Raw genomic sequence first — 19,378 nt, forward strand, 5'->3', positions numbered from 1 at the left:
ATCTGGCGTTTACTCGGAAATTTACTGCGGGTAAATACCAGTAGGTATTCGGTTTTTTGAAACCTATTATTAATTTAATGATCCACAAGTCTCATTAAATGATGAAAACACCCGTCATAGTCGATGCCATCCGCAGCCCCATGGCCCGGGCCAAGCCCGATGGCGCCCTGGCCGAACTCCACCCGGTCGACCTGCTCTCGCAGGTGCTGGAGCAGCTGGTGGCCCGCAACCAGCTCGATCCCGCGACCGTCGATGACGTGATCTGCGGCTGCGTCAGCCAGGCTGGCGAGCAGGCCGGCACACCCGGGCGCCTGGCCTGGCTGGCCGCTGGTCTGCCCGCACATGTGCCCTCGACCACCATCGACCGCAAGTGCGGCTCCAGCCAGCAGGCGGTGCACTTTGCGGCGCAGGCCATCATGTCGGGCACGCAGGACATCGTCATCGCCTGCGGTGTCGAATCGATGAGCCGGGTGCCGATGGGCAGCTCGCGCATGGGCAAGAACACCACCGGCGCGCGCTTTGACGAGCGCTATGCACCGGGCCTCGTGGGCCAGGGGGTTTCGGCCGATCTGGTGGCCGCCAAATGGGGCCTGTCGCGCAGCGACCTGGATGCCTATGCCGCCCGCTCGCACCAGCGCGCCCATGCCGCGCAAAGCAGCGGCGCGTTTGCACGCGAGATCGTGCCCATCCGCAGCTCGCTGGGCCTCGTCAGCGCCGATGAAACCATCCGCGCCAGCACCACGCCCGAGAAGCTCGCCGGGCTCAAGGCCGTGTTCGAGAACGAGGAACTCTCGGCCCGCTTCCCGCAGATCCAGTGGAGCACCACCGCCGGCAATGCCTCGCAGATGACCGATGGCGCCAGCGCCATGCTGATCATGAGCGAGGAGCGCGCCTTGCAACTGGGCCTGCGCCCACGCGCCCGCTTTGTGGCCTTCGATGTCGTAGGCGACGACCCGCTTTACATGCTGACCGCCCCCATCCCTGCGACCCAGCGCGTGCTGGCCAAGGCGCGCATGCAGCTGGCCGACATTGCGCACTACGAGATCAACGAGGCCTTTGCCTCGGTGCCGCTGGCCTGGCAAAAGGAGCTGGGCGCCGATGGCGAGCGCCTGAACCCGCGCGGCGGCGCCATTGCGCTGGGCCACCCGCTGGGCGCATCGGGCATCCGGCTGATGACCACGATGCTGCATGCGCTCGAAGACAGCGGCCAGCGCTATGGCCTGCAGTCGATGTGCGAGGCTGGAGGCATGGCCAACGCCACGATTATTGAGGTGCTGCGTTAAGCGCCTCAAGGCCCTCCGGGCTCCATCGGATTGAACGTTTGAACTGACAAGGATTTTTGAGATGCAATTGACTAAAGGAATGACCGCCCTCGTGACCGGCGGCGTATCGGGGCTGGGCGAAGCCAGCGCCGTGGCCCTCTTGGAGCGCGGCCTGAACGTGGTGGCGGTGGACCTGAACGAAGAGCGCGGCGCGGCGATGGAAAAGCAGTACGGCGGCCAGCTCCAATTCATCAAGGCCGATGTGGCCGATGCCGAGCAGATGCAAAAGGCGGTGTCTGCCGCCCAGGCCTGGGGCCAGTTCCGTGCGCTGGTGCATTGCGCCGGCATTGGCGGTCCGGTGCGCCTGATCGAGAAGGACGGCAGCCCCGGCTCGCTGGAAAAGTACACGAACATCATCCGCATCAACCAGATCGGCACCTTCAACACCTTGCGCCTGTCGGCCGTGGCCATGGCGCAGAACGAGCCGGTCGAAGGCGAGCGCGGCGCCTGCGTGCTGACCGCGTCGGTCGCGGGCTACGAAGGCCAGATCGGCCAGATTCCCTATGCCTCGTCCAAGGCCGCCGTCATCGGCATGACCATCGTCGCCGCCCGCGACCTGGCCTCCAAGATGATCCGCGTCTGCACCATTGCCCCTGGCCTGTTCGACACCCCCATCCTCGCCAAGCTGCCCGAGAACGTGCGCCAGTCGCTGGCCGCCTCGGTCCCCAACCCGGCCCGCCTGGGCCGCCCGCCCGAGTACGCGATGACGGCGCTGCACATTCTGGAGAACCCGATGCTGAACGGCGAAACCATCCGATTAGATGGCGCGATCCGCATGCAACCGCGCTGACCCCCCTGCCCTGCAGCACCCTTTGAAAGGCTCCCATGTCTGGCTCTGAAACCGCAGAACTCCTGGTCGAAACCCGTGGCCCGGTGCTCATCATGCAGCTCAACCGCCCCCAGGCGCGCAATGCCGCCACCCTGGAGATGGCAGAGGCGATGGCCAGCGCGCTCGATGCGCTGGACAGCCAGCCAGAACTGCGGGTGGGCATCATCACCGGCGCCGGCGGCAGCTTTTGCGCCGGCATGGACCTCAAGGGCTTTTTGCAGGGCAAGCGCCCCAGCCTGCCGGGGCGCGGCTTTTGCGGGCTCACCATGCGGCCGCCGGCCAAGCCGCTGATCGCGGCGGTCGAAGGCTATGCACTGGCCGGTGGCTTTGAGGTGGCCCTCGCCTGCGACCTGATCGTCGCCGCGCGCGATGCCCAATTTGGCCTGCCCGAAGTCAAGCGCGGCCTGGCTGCATCGGCCGGCGGCCTGCTGCGCCTGCCCAAACGCCTACCCTACCACGTGGCGATGGAATGCATTCTGACCGGCGATATGTTTGGCGCCGAGCGCTTTGCCCAGCTGGGCCTGGTCAACCGCCTGACCGAGCCCGGCGGCGCACTCGATGCCGCGCTGGCACTGGCGCAGGCCATTGCCGCCAGTGGCCCGCTGGCCGTCGCTGCGAGCAAGCAGGTGGCCAGCCAGTCGGGCGAATGGCCGCTGGCGGAGATGTTCGACCGCCAGGCCGTCATCACCGCACCGGTCTTCAGCTCGCAGGACGCGCGCGAAGGCGCAGCCGCCTTTGCGGAAAAACGCCCACCGGTCTGGAAAGGTGCCTGAACCCCGTCCAGCCCGGAACTCGTAGTTGCACAGCCCTAGACGCGCCACAGAAGCGCGCAGCAGGAGACAAAACCATGCCACGTACCAGCCATCCACGCCAGCCCCTGCGGGCCTTGGCGGCCCTGGCGCTGCTCGCCAGCGCGCTCAGCGTCCATGCCGAGGCCCCCTGGCCCACACGCACCATCACCTTGATCGTGCCCGGCGCCGCAGGCGGGTCGACCGATATCCCGGCGCGCCTGCTGGCGCAAAAGCTGGGCCAGCGCCTGGGCCAGTCGGTGATCGTCGACAACAAGCCGGGCGCCGGGGGCAGCCTGGGCGCCAGCCTGGTCGCGCGCGCCCAGCCCGATGGCTACACCGTGCTGGTGGGCAACAGCGGCTCCAATGCCATCAACTACACGGCCTATAAAAAGCTCAGCTACAAGCCCGGCGACTTTGCCCCGCTGACCGACATGATCTCGTTTGCCAACGTGCTGGTCGTGCCCGCCAAGTCGCCGATCCAGAGCCTGGATGCGCTGGTGGCGGCGGCCAAGGCGCAGCCGGGCAAGCTGTCGTTCTCGTCCGCCGGTGTGGGCCAGACCACGCACCTGATGGGCGAGCTCTTCAAGGAGCGCACGGGCACCGACGTGGTCCACATCCCCTACAAGGGATCGGCCCCCGGCACCATGGCGATCGTGACCGGCGAGACCCAGTTCATGTTCGACAACATGACCGCCTCCCTGGTCCATATCAAGGACGGCAAGCTGCGCCCCTTGGCTGTGACTGGCGACCAGCGCGAGCCCGATCTGCCTGAGGTGCCGACGATGACCGAGCTGGGCATGCGCAACTTCAACCAGGTCGGTTGGATGGGCTTCTTCGTGCCCGCCAAGACCCCGCCCGAGGTGCAGAAAAAGCTGGCCGACAACCTGCAGGCCGTCTTGCAGGACCCCGACATCATGCGCCGCTACCGCGAGCTGGGCGGCCGCCCGGGCGGCATGCCGCAAGCCGGTTTTGCCAAGCTGGTGGCCGATGACCAGCAGACCTGGGGCGCGCTGATCCAAAGCCAGCAGCTGCAGCTGGATTGAGGCGAGCTGCCGATGCCTGACACCTCCACCGCCTCCCCGCGCCCTGCGCTGCCCTTCTACTGGCCCAAAGGGGTCTCGCGCGATCTGCGCGTGCCCCGCATCACGCTGGACGACAATCTGAGCGCCTCGGCCCAGCGCTACCCTGACAAGGCCGCCATCATCTACGCGGGCGCCAGCACCAGCTATGCCCAGCTGCTGGGCCAGGTGGAGGCGCTGGCCGGCTTCTTGCAGCAGTGCCTGCAGCTGGCACCGGACCAGCGCGTGCTGCTGCAAAGCCAGAACTGCCCGCAGTTCGTCATCGCCTGCTATGCCATCTACCGCGCCGGTGGCGTAGTGGTGCCGGTGAGCGCAATGACCACCGCCACCGAGCTGCGCTACTACGCAGACAACAGCGGCGCGCGCCTGGCCATCGTCGCCCAGGAGCTGCTGGCCAGCGCCCAGCCCTGTGTGGACGAAGGCCTGCTCGATGCGGTGGTCGTGCATGCCTACAGCGATGCGCTGCCCACCACGCCGCCGCCCGATGCCCTGCCCGAGGTGGTGACCGCGCCGCGTCTGCCGCTGCCCGCCGGCCCCTACCATGGCTTTGCCGCAGCACTGGCGCTGCAGCTGGCGCCTGGCCCGCGTGTGGCGCAGGCGGGCATGCTGGCCACCATCCCCTACACCTCGGGCACCACCGGCCACCCCAAGGGCTGCATGCACAGCCACCATTCGGTGCTGGCGTCGCTCACTGGTTCGCGTCTGTGGCGCGGCTTCAATGACGACCTGGTGTTTCTGTCGGTCGCGCCGATGTTCCACATGCTGGGCACGCAGTACGGCATGAACATGCCCATTGCCGTGGGCGGCACCGTGGTGATGATGCCGCGCTGGGATGCGCTGCTGGCTGCCCGGCTGATCGAGCGCCACCAGGTCACCGCCTGGACCGCGCCGCCCAGCATGGTGATCGACCTGTTCAGCCAGGCCGCTGCCCATGGGCTGGACCTGTCGAGCCTGGCCATGCTGGCCGGTGGCGGCGCGGCTATGCCCGAGGCCGTCTCGCAGATGCTGGCCGAGCGCTATGGCCTGCATTACAGCGAAGGCTATGGCCTGACCGAGACCGCCGCCTTCTTGCACGCCAACCCGCCAGGCCACACCAAGCGCCAGTGCCTGGGCGTGCCCACCCAGGGCGTGCATTCGATGATCGTCGACCCCGAAACGCTGGAAGAGCTGCCAGCTGGCGAGGTGGGCGAGCTGGTCTCCAGCGGCGCGCAGGTGATGCAGGGCTACTGGCGCAATGACGAGGCCAACCGCGAGGCCTTTTTCGAGCGCCATGGCCGTCGCTACTTTCGCACCGGCGACCTGGCCTCGGTGGACGCGGATGGCTACTACTTCATGCGCGACCGCTTGAAACGCATGATCAATGCCAATGGCTACAAGGTCTGGCCCGCCGAGGTCGAGAACATGCTCTACAGCCACCCGGCCGTGCTGGAGGCCTGCGTGATCGCCGTGCCCGATGCCAGGCGCGGCGAATCGGTCAAGGCCCTGGTGGTGCTGCGGCCCGGCGCGCAGGCCTCGGCGGACGAGATCATCGGCTGGAGCCGCGCGCAAATGGCCGCCTACAAGGTGCCGCGCGCGGTGGACTTTCTCGCCGCGCTGCCCAAATCCGCCACCGGCAAGATCCAGTGGCGCGCACTGCAGGAGGCGGCGCAGCAAGCCGCTGCCCCCTCCCTTTCTTTGTATACGGAACACCCATGAGCTCTTTCTCCTTTCGCCACCAGCATGTGTTTGTCGCCGGCGGCAGCAGTGGCATCAACCTGGGCATTGCCAAGGCCTTCGCCCGTGCGGGCGCGCATGTCGTGGTCATGAGCCGCTCGGCCGACAAGGTGGCCCAGGCCGCCGCCGAGCTGGAGGCGCTGGGCGCGCAGGCCCTGGGCCTGAGCGCCGATGTGCGCGACCCGGCTGCCGTGCAGGCCGCGCTGGAGCAGGCCCATGCCCGTTTTGGCCCCATCGATGTGCTGGTCTCGGGCGCGGCGGGCAACTTCATTGCGCCGGCCAAGGACCTGTCGCCCAATGGCTTCAAGACCGTTGTCGACATCGACCTCAATGGCAGCTTCCATGTGCTGCGCCTGGCCTACCCGATGCTGCGCAAGCCCGGCGCCAGCGTCATCAACATCTCGGCACCGCAAGGCGTCAACCCGACCATGTACCAGGTCCATGCCTGCGCGGCCAAGGCCGGCATCGACATGATGACCAAGGTGCTGGCGCTGGAATGGGGCGAGGACGGCATCCGCGTCAACAGCATCTCGCCCGGCCCCATCGGCGATACCGAAGGCATACGCCGCCTGGCGCCCACCGCCGATGCGCTCGAGCGCGCTGTCTCTACGGTGCCGCTGCTGCGCATGGGCAGCACCGATGACGTCGCCCACATGGCCCTGTTCCTGTCGTCCGAGCTGGCCAGCTATGTGACCGGCGCCATCATCCCCGTCGATGGCGGCGCCGCACTGCGCGGTGGGCGCGATATGCGTGCCTCCTACGTGCCTCGGAGCGCCGCATGAGCCGCCACTACGAACGCATCATTTTTGAGCGCCAGGATGGCGTGGCCACGCTGCGCTTTAACTACCCGGCCAAGCGCAATGCCTTTGATCCGCAGATGCGCGAGGAGATGGCCGAGGTGGTGCGCCTGGTGCAGACCGATGCCAGCCTGCGCGCGCTGGTGCTGACCGGCGTGGGCGACCATTTCTGCTCGGGCGGTGACCTGGGCAATATTGCGGCATCGGGCCTGGACAATGCCGGCTGGCGCGCGCGGCTGTCCAGCCTGCACCACTGGCTCAAGGACCTGATGCTGCTGGACAAGCCGGTGATTGCGGCGGTGGACGGTGCCGCCTATGGCGCGGGCTTTAGCCTGGCCTTGGCGGCGGACTTCATCATTGCGTCCGACCGGGCGCGTTTTGCGATGTCCTTTATCCGCGTTGGTGTCGTGCCCGACTGCGCGGCGTTCTACACCTTGCCGCGCGTTGTTGGTGTGCAGCGTGCGCGGGAGCTGATGCTCTCGGGCCGCGAGGTCTCGGCGCAAGAGGCCTTGCAGCTGGGCATTGCCAGCGAGCTGGTCGCCCCCGAGCAGCTGCAGTCGCGTGCCCAGGCGATTGCGCACAGCTTTGTGGGCGCATCGCCGGTGGCGCTGAGCTTGATCAAACGCTCGCTGGCGATGGCGGCGAGCGACTTGCCGGCGCTGCTGGAGCAAGAGGCGAACGCCCAGGCGCTGGCGATGGGCACGGCCCAGCACCGCGAGGCCGTGCAGGCCTTTTTGAACAAGCAGCCTGCCCCTTTCCAGTGGCCTGCGCGAAGCTGAAAAATCCGGCTTATTCGTTGCTGGCGCTGCCGCGCGTTTTGGGCGGCTCCATCGCATTGCGGCGGCTCATCCCTGCCCGCCCGGCCTTGCTCCAGTCATAGTGCTCGCCATCGGGCGTGCGGCCGTCTTCGACGGCGGCCACCCCTATTTGCCCGACCATGTCGCGCAGCTCGGACGACATCACCACATGCGCATGGCGCGGGTCGGCACGCAGGCGCTGGCATTGCGCCAGTGCCTCGCTCATCTGCTTGTCGCTATAGGCCAGGCACTGCGGCTGCCAGTCAGGCGGCCCGCCCTCGGCCTCCTCGGCCATGTTGCACAGGTAAAAAACCACGATGCCCATTGGCAACTCCCTTGATCTGAGCCCGGTCAGGCGCTGCCCAGGCAGGGCAGCATTGTCGCACCCCGGCGCGCTCAGCGGCGCCAGGCAGCGCTCGCATCTCCTGCCGTGACCTGCGCCAGTACGGCCTCGGTATGCGCGCCTGCGGCGCACATCGCCGGCGTGTCATAGGCCTGGCCGTCAAAGCGCGGTGCGGGCGCTGCCTGCAACACGCCGCCTTGCTCGTGGTAGACGCCACGCGCCTGCATATGCGGGTGGCCAGCGGCCTCCAAGGGGCTCAATACAGCGCCAAAGCAGACATCGCTGCCCTCGAACACCTGCTGCCAGTGCGCGCGCGACTCGGTGATAAACAGCGCCTGCAGGCGTGCACGGCGGCGCGGCCACAGCGCCTTGTCCCATTGCGACTGAGGCGCTGCAAAGTCCGGGTCATCGGCCAGGCCCAGGGTCTGCAGCAGCAGCGCATAGAACTGCGGCTCGATGCTGCCAATGGTGATGTGCTCGCCATCGGCGCAGACATAGGTCTCGTAGAACGGTGCGCTGTCGTGGATACTCTGGCCGCGCACATCGGCCACGATGCCGCGCTGGCGGGCGCTGAGCGCCAGGTTCAGCATATGGGCGGCGCCATCGACAATCGCGGCATCCACCACGCAGCCCTTGCCGCTGCTGCGCGCCTGGATCACACCAGCGAGCAGGCCGGTCATCAGGTAGAGCGCGCCGCCGCCGATATCGCCCACCATCGCAAACGACGACACGGGCCGCGCATCGGCCGGGCTGCAGCCCCAGAGCGCACCCGAGACCGCTGCGTAGTTGTTGTCATGGCCGGCGCGCGGGGCCAGCGGGCCGGTCTGGCCCCAGCCGGTCATGCGGCCATAGACCAGCTTCGGGTTCAGCGCCTGGCATTCGGCCGGGCCCAAGCCCAGGCGCTCCATCACGCCGGGGCGCATGCCTTCGATCAGCACATCGGCCTCCTGCACCAGGGCCAGCACCAGAGCCTTGCCCTCGGCGCTCTTGAGATCGGCAAACACCGAGCGCTTGCCCCGGTTGAGCAGGTTGCCGGTGGGGGCTGCGCCCTTTTCCTCGCGCACGATGGAGATCACATCGGCGCCCAGGTCGGCCAGGTGCATCGCGCAAAACGGGCCTGGTCCCAGGCCGCCAATCTCCAGCACCTTGATGCCGTCCAATACTTTCATGCTTGTCTCCTGTGGTTGTTTTTTGCGATGCGCTGCCCGCTCGGATCAGGACAGGCTGGAAGTACCAATCAGCCCTTCGAGCGAGCGCACCAGGGTCACCAGGCGCGGGCCGATGTCGGTCTCCAGCTCGCGGCTCTTGGGGTTGTAGGTGGGGACGGAGGCGCCAAACACCCAGCGCTCGCCATCGATGGGCTGCGACAGCGGCACGGCGATCGACAGAATCTCGCGGTGCAGGTCACCATGGCTGCGGCAAAAGCCGTGCAGGGCCAGGTCCTGGCGCGCATCGTCCAGGCGCTCGCGCAGCAGCGCAGCACGCTCAGGCGCGCGGCCATCCAACTCGTCCAGATAGGCCTGGCGCTCGGCCTCGCTCTGGCCCAGCAGGTAGGCGCGGCCAGTAGCAGTGCGCACCAAGGACACGGCCACGCCGATCTCGGGCGTGAAGACCTTGTTGTCCATGCCATTGGCCAGCTCGGCCAGCACCAGGCGCCGGCCTTCGCCGACGGCCAGCTGGATCTGGCCGCCCATGTAGTTGGCCAGCTCCTGCATCTGCGGGCGGGCAAACTGGCGCACCGTCATGCGCGAGAGCAGCGGCGAGGCCAGGTTCAGCACGCCAATGCCCAGCACGTATTTGGACAGGCGCTCCGAATAGCGCAGCAGGCCCAGCTCGCACAGCGTCTCGGTCAGGCGGAACAAGGTCGGTTTGGGCAAACCCGTCAGGTCCATCAGCTCTTTGCCACTGAGTTCTTGCTGCTTGTTGTTAAAGCACTGCAAAATACTGACGCCGCGCACCAAGGCGCTGACCAGTTTTCCATCCGCTTCAGAATTCATATTTCAGTATATAAGTTACTTATTACGAGACTAATGTCTCAATTTATGAAATTCTAATCGGGATTGATCCGCGATGGGCAGCTTGCATGCCCGCTTGCTGCCCCCAGCCGCCTACGTGGCGGTTATCTGCAACACTCCCACCGATGAGCCTGAACCAATACGGCATGCCCTCGCGCGTACCCGCCATTGCCGAAATCGGCCGCCTGCTGGCCGAGCAGCAGCTGTCTGCCGCTGAGCAGCAGCGGGCGCTGGATCTGCTGGTGCAAGACCATGCCGATCTGGACGAGGTCGAAAGCCAGGCCGCGCTCTGGGCGATTGCCCAGCTGGGGCGCAGCGAGGCCGCATGCGCGGCGCTGCTGGCCTGCGCCGATACCTGGTTGCACAGCGCCGAGCTGGCGTCCTCGTTTCTGGATGGCTATAGCCAGGTCTGCGGCAACAGCATCGTGCCCGCTGCAGCGCCGGCCTTTGCCCAGCTGCAGCAACTGGCGCAGTACGACGCTGAACTGGCCGCCCGCCTGCCTCTGTTTGAGAAAGCCCCTTGATGTCCCTGCTGACCACCACCGCCTTGTTTGTGCTGACGGCGATTGCCGAGATTGTGGGCTGCTACCTGCCCTATCTCTGGCTCAAGGACAAGGCGCCGGCCTGGGTGCTGCTGCCAGCGGCCCTGGCGCTGCTGGCCTTTGTCTGGCTGCTGAGCCTGCACCCGACCGCATCGGGCCGGGTCTATGCCGCGTATGGCGGGGTCTATGTGACGACGGCGATTGCCTGGCTGTGGCTGGTCGACGGCATCCGCCCAAGCAGCTGGGACATCGCCGGCGTGCTGCTGTGCCTGGCCGGCATGGGCGTGATCATGCTGGGCGCGGCGCAGCGTTAACCTGCGCCTGCCTTGTTTTAGCCTTGGTTGGCAGCGCGGCGCGCCTGCACCGCTTGCGCCAGCTGGGCCAGCACCGGCACGGTCTGCTCCATGCTGATGCAGGCATCGGTGAGCGAGACGCCATAGGCCAGCGGCTGGCCTTCGACGATGTCCTGGCGGCCTTCGTGGACATGGCTCTCGATCATCACGCCGGTGATGCGGCGGTCGCCCCCTGCCACCTGCTGGGCCACATCGGCGGCCACCTCGATCTGGCGGCGGTGCTGCTTGCTGCTGTTGGCATGCGACAGGTCGATCATCACCTGCTCGTGCAGGCCGGCCTTGGCCAGCACCTCGCAGGCGGCCTGCACATCGGCCGCGCTGTAGTTGGGCTGCTTGCCGCCGCGCAGGATGATGTGGCAGTCCTGGTTGCCCCGGGTCTCGAAGATGGCGCTCTGGCCCATCTTGGTCATGCCCATGAAGGCATGCTCGGACTGCGCCGCCAAAATCGCGTCGCTCGCCACCTTGACGCCGCCATCGGTGCCGTTCTTGAAGCCCACCGGGCAGGACAGTCCGCTGGCCAGCTGGCGGTGGCTCTGGCTCTCGGTGGTGCGCGCGCCAATGGCGCCCCAGCTGACCAGGTCGCTGATGAACTGCGGCGACAGCAGGTCCAGAAACTCGGTGCCGGCTGGCAGGCCCAGCGCCAGAATATCGAGCAGCAGGCGGCGCGCCAGCTCCAGCCCCTCATTGACGGCAAAGCTGCCATCGAGGTGCGGGTCGTTGATATAGCCCTTCCAGCCCACCGTCGTGCGCGGCTTCTCAAAATACACGCGCATCACCACCAGCAGGTCGTCCTTCAAAGCCTCGGCCTGCACCTTGAGCTGGCGGGCATAGTCCATTGCCAGGTCATGGTCGTGGATGGAGCAAGGGCCCACCACGACGACCAGGCGGTCGTCCTGGCCGTGCAGGATCTTGGAGATGGCCGCGCGGCTCGATTCCACCAGTTGGTAGGCCTCGTCGGTGATCGGCAGCCACTCCTCGAGCAAGGCGGGCGTGATCAGCGGCCGCACCACCTTGATGCGGGTGTCATCGATGCGGGTCTTGTCAACCGTGGAAAGCCGGGACGGGGACTTGCGAGGCACGGTGCCTGCAGCGGTAGAAGAATCGGTCATCCCGCTATTGTCGCAGGGCCTGCAAACACGTTCACAGGCCTAAGGCATCCCCGCTGCAGCCGCCCGCAGGCCATTAGGAAGAGGACAGCTTCATCAGTACCAGACCGCTGACGATCAGCAATGCCGCTACCACACGCATCGGCGTCAGCGCCTCGCCCAGCACGGTGATGCCCACGATAAAGGCACCCACGGCGCCAATGCCCGTCCAGATGGTGTAGGCCGTGCCCAGCGGCAGGCTGCGCATCGCGACCGACAGCAGGCCAAAGCTGGCGATCATCGCCACCAGCGTGATCGCGCTGTATTTGATGTTAGTAAAACCATGGGACTGCTTCATCGTGAACGCCCACACCACCTCCAGCACACCGGCAACCAGCAAATACACCCAGGCCATATCGAACTCCTTGAACAAACGGAATATTGGAATGGCCAGGCCGTCCTGGCGGAGGTGCGCGCCGCTGCTGCAGCGCCATGCAGGGCCGTCCCTGCGCAATGGGTCCCATGATAGCGATGCGCGCCCAGACGGGCCGCACAGGCCGCGCATCGCCCGCCAGGCCATGGGTGGTTGGGGCGCAACAGTTGAAGCCGCGTCCGCCCTGTGCTGGCGCGGGCGCTCAGGCCAGCGCTTGGGCCTCGGCAGGCTCCATCTGCAGCAGGTTGCCCACGGTGGCGCCATAGTAGGTGGCCACCCTTTTGCGCTGCTTGAGCACCGCCTTGTCCTTGCTCACCAGCAAGGCCTGGTGCTGGCTGGCCAGGTCCAGAAAATGCTGGTCGTCCGGGTCGGTGCAGCTAAAGCGGATCTTGGGCGCGGCATCGACATACTGCACAGCGGCATCGAAGGCGGCCATCACCCCCTCGGGCGTCTTGCCGTAGAAGCTCACGCGCGGAGCGATCTGGCTGTAGTGCAGCACGCGTTCGAGCTCGATGCGCTGGGCCTCGTCGGCAATCCAGCGCAGCGCGCCCTGCGCCACCAGCGTGCGGATCGGCGGGATATGCGGGTCATCAAAGATCAGCATGTCGAGCACCACATTGGTGTCCAGCACCACCGGCCGGGGCAGTGGTCCGGTGTAGCCTTCATTGCACGATGGCCACTTGAGCACCACCTTCATGGTTGACCGCCTGGCGCGGGCTGCTCTCCCCGGGGCTTGAGCGCCCCCTTGATCATGTCAAAGCGGAACAAGCGGCACTCGATGGGGCCATTCCACATGGGGGTGCGGCGCGATTCCTTGAGGCGCATCTTGCCGGGCAGTTTCAGGTCAGGCGTCAGCATCCAGGCGCTCCAGCCGCTGTAGTTCTTTTTCCAGTGGCTGGCCAGCTGGGTGAAGAACTCGCCGCCATCTTCGGTCTGCGCCGTCTCGCGCCCTGCGCGCTCGACATGGCCCATGCGCTCGGCCGCATTGCGGCCGGCAGAGCCCGCCGCCGCGATACGCTCGCCGTACGGCGGGTTGAGCAGCATCATGCCGGGCTGCTCGCAGGGGGGCATGCGCTGCAACGCATCGCCGCCGCGCAGCTCGATGGTCTCGGCCACACCGGCGCGCTCGGCATTGCGCTGGGCAAAATCGACCATGCGGAACGAGATGTCCGAGCCATAGATGCCCACGGGGCTCTGGGGCAGGATCTGGCGCTCAGCCTCGTCCAGCATTGCCTCCCAGACATGGCGCTGGAAGGGCACCAGCTTTTCAAACGCAAAGCGGCGCAGGATACCGGCCGGGATCTTGCGCGCGATCTGGGCCGCTTCAATCAGCACCGTGCCGCTGCCGCAGCAGGGGTCGTACAGCGGCTGCGGGTCGTCACCGTGCGGGTCCCAGCCGCTCGCGGCAATCATCGCCGCGGCCAGCGTTTCCTTGAGCGGCGCATCGCCCTTGTCCTCGCGCCAGCCGCGCTTGAACAGCGCCTCGCCCGAGGTGTCGATATAGATGGTGGCGCCATCGGTGGTCAGGTGCAGGTGCACGCGCACATCGGGGTGGTGCGTCTCCACGCTGGGGCGCACGCCGTGGCGCCGCTCGCGGAAGCGGTCGGCAATCGCATCCTTGACGCGCAGCGCGGCAAAGTTCAGGCTGGTCAACGGGCTGTGCTGGGAGGTGACCTCGATCTTGAAGGTCTCCTTGGGCGAGAACCAGATCTCCCAGGCCACCTCGCTGGCGGCGCGGTAGAGGTCGTTCTCGTTGCGGTACATGCTGTGCGAGAGCTCGACCAGCACGCGCTGGGCCAGGCGGCTGTGCAGGTTCAGCAGCAGCGCATCGCGCCACATGCCGCGCAGCATGACGCCGCCGCGCGCCACCAGGAGGTCCTGGCCGCTGGCGCCGGTGATGGCATGGACTTCGTCCGCCAAAAGGCCCTCGACGCCGGCGGCGCAGGGCAAAAACAAATGCAGTTGGTTCATAAGCAGGGGGGCAAGCATACGCGCTTGCCCCATTGTCTGCCAAGCGCACGGGAATGTGGACTGTGCCAGTGGCATTCGCCAGCCCGGCGCCCATAGCGCAGGCGTAACGGGTGGCTGGCTGCTATAGTCTGGCCCCAGAGCGGGCCGCAGCCCTCGGTGCAGCCGCCCTTCCCCTCCATCACTCAGAGAGAATGCGGATGCCCTACCTCGGAGCCGGCGTACACGTCATCATTGCGCTGTTTTTTGCGGTCCACGCCGTGCGCAGCGGCCAGAACAACTACTGGCTGTTTGTGCTGCTGGCCTTCCCCTTCCTGGGCAGCGTGGTGTATTTCTTTGCCATCTACCTGCCCAATTCGCGCCTGCAGCGCCATGCCCGCAGCCTGGCGAGCAATGCCGTCAAGGCGCTGGACCCGACCCGCGAAGTGCGCGAAGCCCAGGCCGCCTACGACTACAGCCCCACCGCGCAGAACCAGATCCGCCTGGCCCAGGCCCTGCTGGCCAATGGCCAGGCCGAACAGGCCTTTGGCCACTTCGAGGCCAGCATGAAGGGCCCGTTTGCCAACGACCTCGATATCCGCTGGGGCGCTGCGCAAGCGGCCTACCAGGCCGGCCATCCGCAGCAGGCGCTGCAGCAGCTGCGCGTGATTGCCCAGGCCGATGTGCATTTCCGCGCCGAGGCCGTGGGCCTGCTGGTGGCCAAGTCCTATGCCCAGCTGGGCGACCAGGCGATGGCGCGCAAGAGCTTTGACTTTGCGCGCCAGCACTCGGGCAGCTTTGATGTGATGGCCGAGTACGCGATCTGGGCCGCAGGCCAGGGCGACTGGCAGACCGCCAATGCGCTGCAGGCCGAGTTGAACAAGGCGATGACGCACTGGAGCGGCCAGCAGCGCCAGCTCAACCGCGAGATGCTGCAGCGCCTGAAAACCGCGTTCGCCGCCCAGCCCAAGTAAGCGCGCGGCCCTGGGACGGCTGCAATAGGCCTGCTGCCAGCAGGCCATCAAACCGCCCGGCAGCCCTTGCCGCACGCCAGTTTGCGCTTGCGCAGACAGCCGCCACAGCGCAGTCGCTAAAATCGCTGTCTATGGCAAAAATCATCGTTCTGGCCCTGGTGCTGCTTTTCTTTGGCTGCGGCCTCTACATGCACCTGCGCGGCAAGGTGCGGCACAAGCTGCTGCGCCAGCTGTTTGACCACTCCACCTTTACGGCGCCGTTCAATGTGTTCATGCTGATGTTCAGCAAGGTACCGCGCACGCCCTACCTGCCCACCAGCACCTTCCCCGACCTGGCCCCGCTGCAGGCCCACTGGCGCGAGATCCGCGAAGAGGCCATCGGCCTGCACCAGGCCATGCAGATCAAGGCGGCGGCCAACAACGACGACGCGGGCTTCAACTCCTTCTTCAAGACCGGCTGGAAGCGCTTCTACCTGAAGTGGTATGGCCAGGCCCACCCGTCTGCGATGGAGCTCTGCCCCAAGACCACGGCGCTGGTGCAGGCCATCCCCGGCATCAAGGCCGCCATGTTTGCCGAGCTGCCGCCCGGCGCTAAGCTCAACCTGCACCGCGACCCCTATGCCGGCTCGCTGCGCTACCACCTCGCTGTGCTGGCGCCCAATGACGACCGCTGCATGATCGAGGTCGATGGCACGCCCTACAGCTGGCGCGAGGGCGAAGGCGTGATCTTTGACGAGACCTTCATGCACTGGGCCGAGAACGGCTCCGAAGGCAACCGCATCGTGCTGTTCTGCGATGTCGAGCGCCCGATGACCAATGGCTTTGCGCAGTGGCTCAACCGCTGGCTGGGCACGCATGTGGTGGCTGCTGCCAGCTCGCCCAACAACGAAGGCGATCCGCGCGGCTTCATCAGCCGCATCTTCAAGATCTCGTTCTACATGGGCCAGTACCGCCGCCGCTTCAAGGCCTGGAACAAGACCGCCTACAAGCTCACCAAGTTCGGCCTGATGCTGGCCGTACTGGCCTTGTTCATCTGGTGGCTGTGGCCGAAGTAAATCGGCAGCTTCCACAAGCGAAAACCGCAGTGCCCAGGCAGCTGCGGTTTTTTTATGGTGGCTGAGACTTTGGCTACAGCGCCTTGCGCAAGCTGGCGGGCGGGATGCGCATGGCCTCGCGGTACTTGGCCACCGTGCGGCGCGCGCATTCAATGCCCTGGGCCTGCAGCAGATCGGCGATCTTTGCATCCGACAGCGGCTTCTTCGCGCTTTCCTCGTCGAGCAGCTGCTTGATCAGCGCCTTGACGGCCGTGCTCGACGCGCTGCCGCCGGTCTCGGTGCCCAAGCCCGAGCCAAAGAAGTACTTGAGCTCAAACGTGCCCTGGGGCGTGGCCATGTACTTGGCCGTGGTCACGCGGCTGATGGTGGATTCGTGCAGGCCCAGCTCGTCGGCAATCTCGCGCAGCACCATGGGGCGCATCGCCAGCTCGCCATGCACAAAGAAATTGCGCTGGCGCTCGACGATGGCCTGCGAGACGCGCAAGATGGTGTCAAAGCGCTGCTGGATGTTCTTGATGAACCAGCGCGCCTCCTGCAGCCGCTGCTGCAGTGCGCCATGGCCTTCGCTGCCCTTGTGGCTGCGCAAGGCATTGGCGTAGACATCCTGCACGCGCAGGCGCGGCATCACCTCGGCATTGAGCTGCACGCTGAAACCGGGCACCGGCAGGCCGCGCTCATTGCTGGGTCGCACGATGACATCGGGGATGATGGTGTTGCGGTCCACATCGGCATAGGGCCGGCCGGGGCGGGGTTCGAGCTTGGCGATCAGCGCCAGCGCGCTGCGCACCGCCGCCTCGTTGCAACCGGTCAGCTGCACCAGCTTGCGCACATCACGGCGCGCCAGCAGATCAAGGGACTCCTGGCAGACCAGCAAGGCAGTCTCCAGCGCCAGCGCATCGGCCTCGGGCGTGTCCGAGCCCTCTTCATCCAACAGGCGCTGCTGGGCCTTGATCTGCAGCTGCATGCACTCGGACAGGTTGCGCGCGCCCACACCAATCGGCTCCAGGCTTTGCAGCAAGCGCAGCGCCACGGTCAGGTGGTGCAGCAGCGCCTCGTAGCGCTCGGGGTCCGAAGCATCGCCAAAGCTTTGCGCGAGCTCGGCCAGCGTTTCTTCGAGGTAGCCGTCGTCGTTCAGCGATTCGATCAGAAAGTAGAGCGCGGCCCGGTCTTCCTGGCACAGGCGCAGCGACAAGGCCTGGCGGTGCAGCACATCCTGCAGGCTCAGGTGCTCGCTGCGCCGGTCGGACATCGGCGTCTCGTCGTCATCATCGCCTGCGCTGGAGCGGGCGGGCAGATCGCCGCCCCACTCTTCCCAGTCCGATGCCGAATCGCCGGCAGCGGCCTCGGCATCGACGCCGGTTTCCTTGCCCGCAGCAAAATCCAGCGGCTGGTCGGAGGTTCCGGGCTCGAAATCGCTGCTGTTGCTGGTGTCGGCGCTGGCAGCAGTATCGGCAGCCTTGTCGGCTGCTTCTGCAGCCTCGGCAGATTCAGCGGCGTCTTTACCGGCTTCGGCCTCGGGGGCCTCTTCGCCCTCGCGCTCCAGAAACGGGTTTTCGTCGAGCATCTGCTCGACTTCCTGCGTCAGCTCCTGCGTGGACAGCTGCAGCAGGCGAATCGACTGCTGCAACTGGGGCGTTAGGGTCAGGTTCTGCGATACGCGCAGCGACAGCGACGGCATCATGGCTGCGCCTTTGCAGCGGCTGCGGCAGTTGGCAACAGATCAGCCCTACCGGGCCCGCAGCGCGGGTCGGTAGCTTGGCTGGCACGCCCGCCAAGGCGTGCGGTGTCACATACGGAAATGTTCACCCAGATACACCCTCCGGACCTCTGCGTTCTCCACAATCTCTTGCGGCGTCCCGGCGGCCAGCACCTTGCCATCGCTGATGATGCAGGCATGGTCACAGATACCCAGGGTTTCGCGCACATTGTGGTCGGTGATCAGCACGCCAATGCCGCGCTCCTTGAGGAAGGCGACAATGCGCTGGATCTCGATCACGGCGATGGGGTCGATGCCGGCGAAGGGCTCGTCGAGCAAGATAAAACGGGGCTGGGTGGCCAGTGCACGGGCGATCTCGACGCGGCGGCGCTCGCCCCCGGACAGCGCCACCGACGGTGACTCGCGCAGGTGCTCGACCCGCAGCTCCTGCAGCAGCGCGGTGAGCTGGCGCTCGACCTCGGCGCGCGAGAGCGGCTTGCCATGCTCATCCTTTTGCAGCTCCAGCACGGCGCGCACATTGTCCTGCACGCTGAGCTTGCGAAAGATCGAGGCTTCCTGCGGCAGGTAGGACAGGCCCAGCTGCGAGCGCTGGTGGATCGGCATATTGGCCACCGACTGCCCATCGATGCGGATATCCCCGCCATCGCTGCGCACCAGGCCCACGATCATGTAGAACGAGGTGGTCTTGCCCGCGCCATTGGGGCCGAGCAAACCCACCACTTCGCCCTTGCGCACCGACAGCGATACATCCTTGACCACCTTGCGGCTGCCATAGGACTTCTCCAGGTGCAAGACCTCCAGCTGGCTGCGGTGGTCGCTGTTGGCGACCCGGGCATTGACGGAAATGGTCGACGAGTTTTCTGCCACGGTTACTTGGCTCCGTCGTTCAGTTGGGTGCTGGGGCGCAATGGCGTCTTGTCATCGGCAGCGGGCTTGGCCGGGGCGCTGGCCTTGTCGTCCGCCTTGCCGTCGGCCTTGGGCGTCAGGATCACGCGCACGCGGTCCTTCTTGGGCGCGCCGGGCTTGGGATCGGCCGCCGCCTGGGCACCCTTTTGGCCGGAGACCGTGAAGGTGTCGCTCAGGTTGTTGTAGACGATCAGCGGGCCACTGACCTGGTCGGTCAACGTGGTCTCGCGGTAGCGGCGCAGCTCGCCACGGCGCTCAAAGTGCACGGTGTCGTCGCGGCCGTTATAGGTGATGACCTCGCCTTCGCCTTCGACGAACTCGTCGGGCGCGCCAGGGGCGGAATCCCGCTTTTGGCGGAAGAACGCGAGCTTGCCCGGCGCAGCGGTGACCACGCCGTGCTGGAAGCCGTCGCGGTCCTGGCTCACGGTCAGCTGCGCGCCACGGATGATGATGGTGCCCTTGGTCACCACCACATTGCCCGTGAAGACACTGGTCTGCTTGAGTTCATCGTGGCGGCCATCGTCCGCCTCGATGTTCATGGGCTTGGTGCGGTCTGCACGCTCGGCGTGCGACAGCAGCGGCACGGCCAGGGCCACTGCCACCAACAAAGTGTTAAAAATACGGTGTCTCATAAGGCATGAATCTTGCTCTGCCCCATTGTAGCCATGCTGGAGCGTTGG

General features: G+C 66.3%; 21 protein-coding genes. 11 read left to right on the plus strand and 10 right to left on the minus strand.

The annotated features are described in order from the left end of the window. The first annotated feature begins 101 nt into the window (after positions 1-101). The 7 genes from WH367_RS17755 (at position 102) to WH367_RS17785 (ending at position 7,310) form a co-directional block, all read left to right on the plus strand. Positions 102-1,283 (plus strand): thiolase family protein, encoded by a 1,182-nt coding sequence (locus tag WH367_RS17755; protein WP_339537117.1) that lies wholly within the window; start codon positions 102-104, stop codon positions 1,281-1,283. A gap of 61 nt (positions 1,284-1,344) precedes the next feature. Next, positions 1,345-2,112: an SDR family NAD(P)-dependent oxidoreductase gene (locus WH367_RS17760; protein WP_116926269.1), complete on the plus strand. Its 768-nt coding sequence runs from the start codon at positions 1,345-1,347 to the stop codon at positions 2,110-2,112. Positions 2,113-2,147: 35 nt separating this feature from the next. Next, positions 2,148-2,924, plus strand: coding sequence for a crotonase/enoyl-CoA hydratase family protein (locus tag WH367_RS17765; protein ID WP_339537074.1), 777 nt, complete (start codon positions 2,148-2,150; stop codon positions 2,922-2,924). A 74-nt stretch (positions 2,925-2,998) separates the two neighbouring features. Continuing rightward, entirely contained in the window at positions 2,999-3,985 is a 987-nt protein-coding gene (locus WH367_RS17770; protein ID WP_339537075.1) for a Bug family tripartite tricarboxylate transporter substrate binding protein, read from the plus strand. Positions 3,986-3,997: 12 nt separating this feature from the next. Next, complete coding sequence (locus WH367_RS17775; protein ID WP_339537076.1) at positions 3,998-5,716, plus strand: long-chain-fatty-acid--CoA ligase; 1,719 nt, start codon at positions 3,998-4,000, stop codon at positions 5,714-5,716. Beyond that, a complete protein-coding gene (locus WH367_RS17780; protein WP_339537077.1) occupies positions 5,713-6,516 on the plus strand; it encodes an SDR family oxidoreductase in 804 nt (267 codons plus the stop codon). The genes WH367_RS17775 and WH367_RS17780 overlap by 4 nt, the downstream gene beginning before the upstream one ends. Then, positions 6,513-7,310, plus strand: coding sequence for an enoyl-CoA hydratase/isomerase family protein (locus tag WH367_RS17785; protein ID WP_339537078.1), 798 nt, complete (start codon positions 6,513-6,515; stop codon positions 7,308-7,310). The genes WH367_RS17780 and WH367_RS17785 overlap by 4 nt, the downstream gene beginning before the upstream one ends. 10 nt (positions 7,311-7,320) lie before the next feature. Here the strand turns inward: WH367_RS17785 and WH367_RS17790 are convergent, their stop codons facing one another. The 3 genes from WH367_RS17790 to WH367_RS17800 all read right to left on the minus strand — a co-directional run bounded on the left by WH367_RS17790 (position 7,321) and on the right by WH367_RS17800 (position 9,668). Then, positions 7,321-7,653, minus strand: a complete 333-nt coding sequence (locus tag WH367_RS17790; protein ID WP_339537079.1) for a hypothetical protein — start codon at positions 7,651-7,653, stop codon at positions 7,321-7,323. A gap of 71 nt (positions 7,654-7,724) precedes the next feature. Continuing rightward, positions 7,725-8,840: a CaiB/BaiF CoA transferase family protein gene (locus tag WH367_RS17795; protein WP_339537080.1), complete on the minus strand. Its 1,116-nt coding sequence runs from the start codon at positions 8,838-8,840 to the stop codon at positions 7,725-7,727. Between the two features lie 45 nt (positions 8,841-8,885). Then, positions 8,886-9,668, minus strand: a complete 783-nt coding sequence (locus tag WH367_RS17800; RefSeq protein WP_116926261.1) for an IclR family transcriptional regulator — start codon at positions 9,666-9,668, stop codon at positions 8,886-8,888. Between the two features lie 143 nt (positions 9,669-9,811). On the opposite strand from WH367_RS17800, the gene WH367_RS17805 reads away from it, so the two are divergent. Both WH367_RS17805 and WH367_RS17810 read left to right on the plus strand, forming a co-directional pair. Further along, the gene (locus WH367_RS17805) at positions 9,812-10,210 is read left to right on the plus strand and encodes a hypothetical protein (protein ID WP_339537081.1); all 399 of its coding nucleotides are present in this window, start codon (positions 9,812-9,814) and stop codon (positions 10,208-10,210) included. Next, positions 10,210-10,542: a YnfA family protein gene (locus WH367_RS17810; protein ID WP_021025043.1), complete on the plus strand. Its 333-nt coding sequence runs from the start codon at positions 10,210-10,212 to the stop codon at positions 10,540-10,542. Before WH367_RS17805 ends, WH367_RS17810 begins: the two co-directional genes overlap by 1 nt. A gap of 17 nt (positions 10,543-10,559) precedes the next feature. On the opposite strand, the gene WH367_RS17815 is transcribed toward WH367_RS17810, so the two are convergent. The 4 genes from WH367_RS17815 to WH367_RS17830 form a co-directional block, all read right to left on the minus strand. After that, positions 10,560-11,690, minus strand: a complete 1,131-nt coding sequence (locus WH367_RS17815; RefSeq protein WP_339537082.1) for a 3-deoxy-7-phosphoheptulonate synthase — start codon at positions 11,688-11,690, stop codon at positions 10,560-10,562. A gap of 73 nt (positions 11,691-11,763) precedes the next feature. Continuing rightward, the gene (locus WH367_RS17820; RefSeq protein ID WP_027010449.1) at positions 11,764-12,081 is read right to left on the minus strand and encodes a DMT family transporter; all 318 of its coding nucleotides are present in this window, start codon (positions 12,079-12,081) and stop codon (positions 11,764-11,766) included. Between the two features lie 220 nt (positions 12,082-12,301). After that, complete coding sequence (locus tag WH367_RS17825; protein WP_339521111.1) at positions 12,302-12,796, minus strand: putative toxin-antitoxin system toxin component, PIN family; 495 nt, start codon at positions 12,794-12,796, stop codon at positions 12,302-12,304. Next, positions 12,793-14,070, minus strand: a complete 1,278-nt coding sequence (locus tag WH367_RS17830) for a THUMP domain-containing class I SAM-dependent RNA methyltransferase (protein WP_312986201.1) — start codon at positions 14,068-14,070, stop codon at positions 12,793-12,795. The genes WH367_RS17825 and WH367_RS17830 overlap by 4 nt, the downstream gene beginning before the upstream one ends. A 197-nt stretch (positions 14,071-14,267) precedes the next feature. Here WH367_RS17830 and WH367_RS17835 point away from each other — a divergent pair, with 197 nt between their 5' ends. Then, complete coding sequence (locus tag WH367_RS17835; protein WP_339537083.1) at positions 14,268-15,020, plus strand: hypothetical protein; 753 nt, start codon at positions 14,268-14,270, stop codon at positions 15,018-15,020. Positions 15,021-15,151: 131 nt separating this feature from the next. Further along, a complete protein-coding gene (locus tag WH367_RS17840) occupies positions 15,152-16,075 on the plus strand; it encodes an aspartyl/asparaginyl beta-hydroxylase domain-containing protein (protein WP_339537084.1) in 924 nt (307 codons plus the stop codon). Between the two features lie 73 nt (positions 16,076-16,148). Here the strand turns inward: WH367_RS17840 and WH367_RS17845 are convergent, their stop codons facing one another. The 3 genes from WH367_RS17845 to lptA all read right to left on the minus strand — a co-directional run bounded on the left by WH367_RS17845 (position 16,149) and on the right by lptA (position 19,330). Beyond that, positions 16,149-17,756, minus strand: a complete 1,608-nt coding sequence (locus WH367_RS17845) for an RNA polymerase factor sigma-54 (protein WP_339537085.1) — start codon at positions 17,754-17,756, stop codon at positions 16,149-16,151. Positions 17,757-17,861: 105 nt separating this feature from the next. Then, on the minus strand, positions 17,862-18,638 hold the full coding sequence (gene lptB / locus WH367_RS17850; RefSeq protein ID WP_116926389.1) for an LPS export ABC transporter ATP-binding protein: 777 nt from the start codon (positions 18,636-18,638) through the stop codon (positions 17,862-17,864). A 23-nt stretch (positions 18,639-18,661) separates the two neighbouring features. Then, a complete protein-coding gene (lptA, locus tag WH367_RS17855) occupies positions 18,662-19,330 on the minus strand; it encodes a lipopolysaccharide transport periplasmic protein LptA (RefSeq protein ID WP_021025052.1) in 669 nt (222 codons plus the stop codon). Positions 19,331-19,378 lie beyond the last annotated feature (48 nt).

The sequence above is a fragment of the Comamonas sp. MYb21 genome, from assembly GCF_037479395.1.
GTDB lineage: Bacteria > Pseudomonadota > Gammaproteobacteria > Burkholderiales > Burkholderiaceae_C > Comamonas.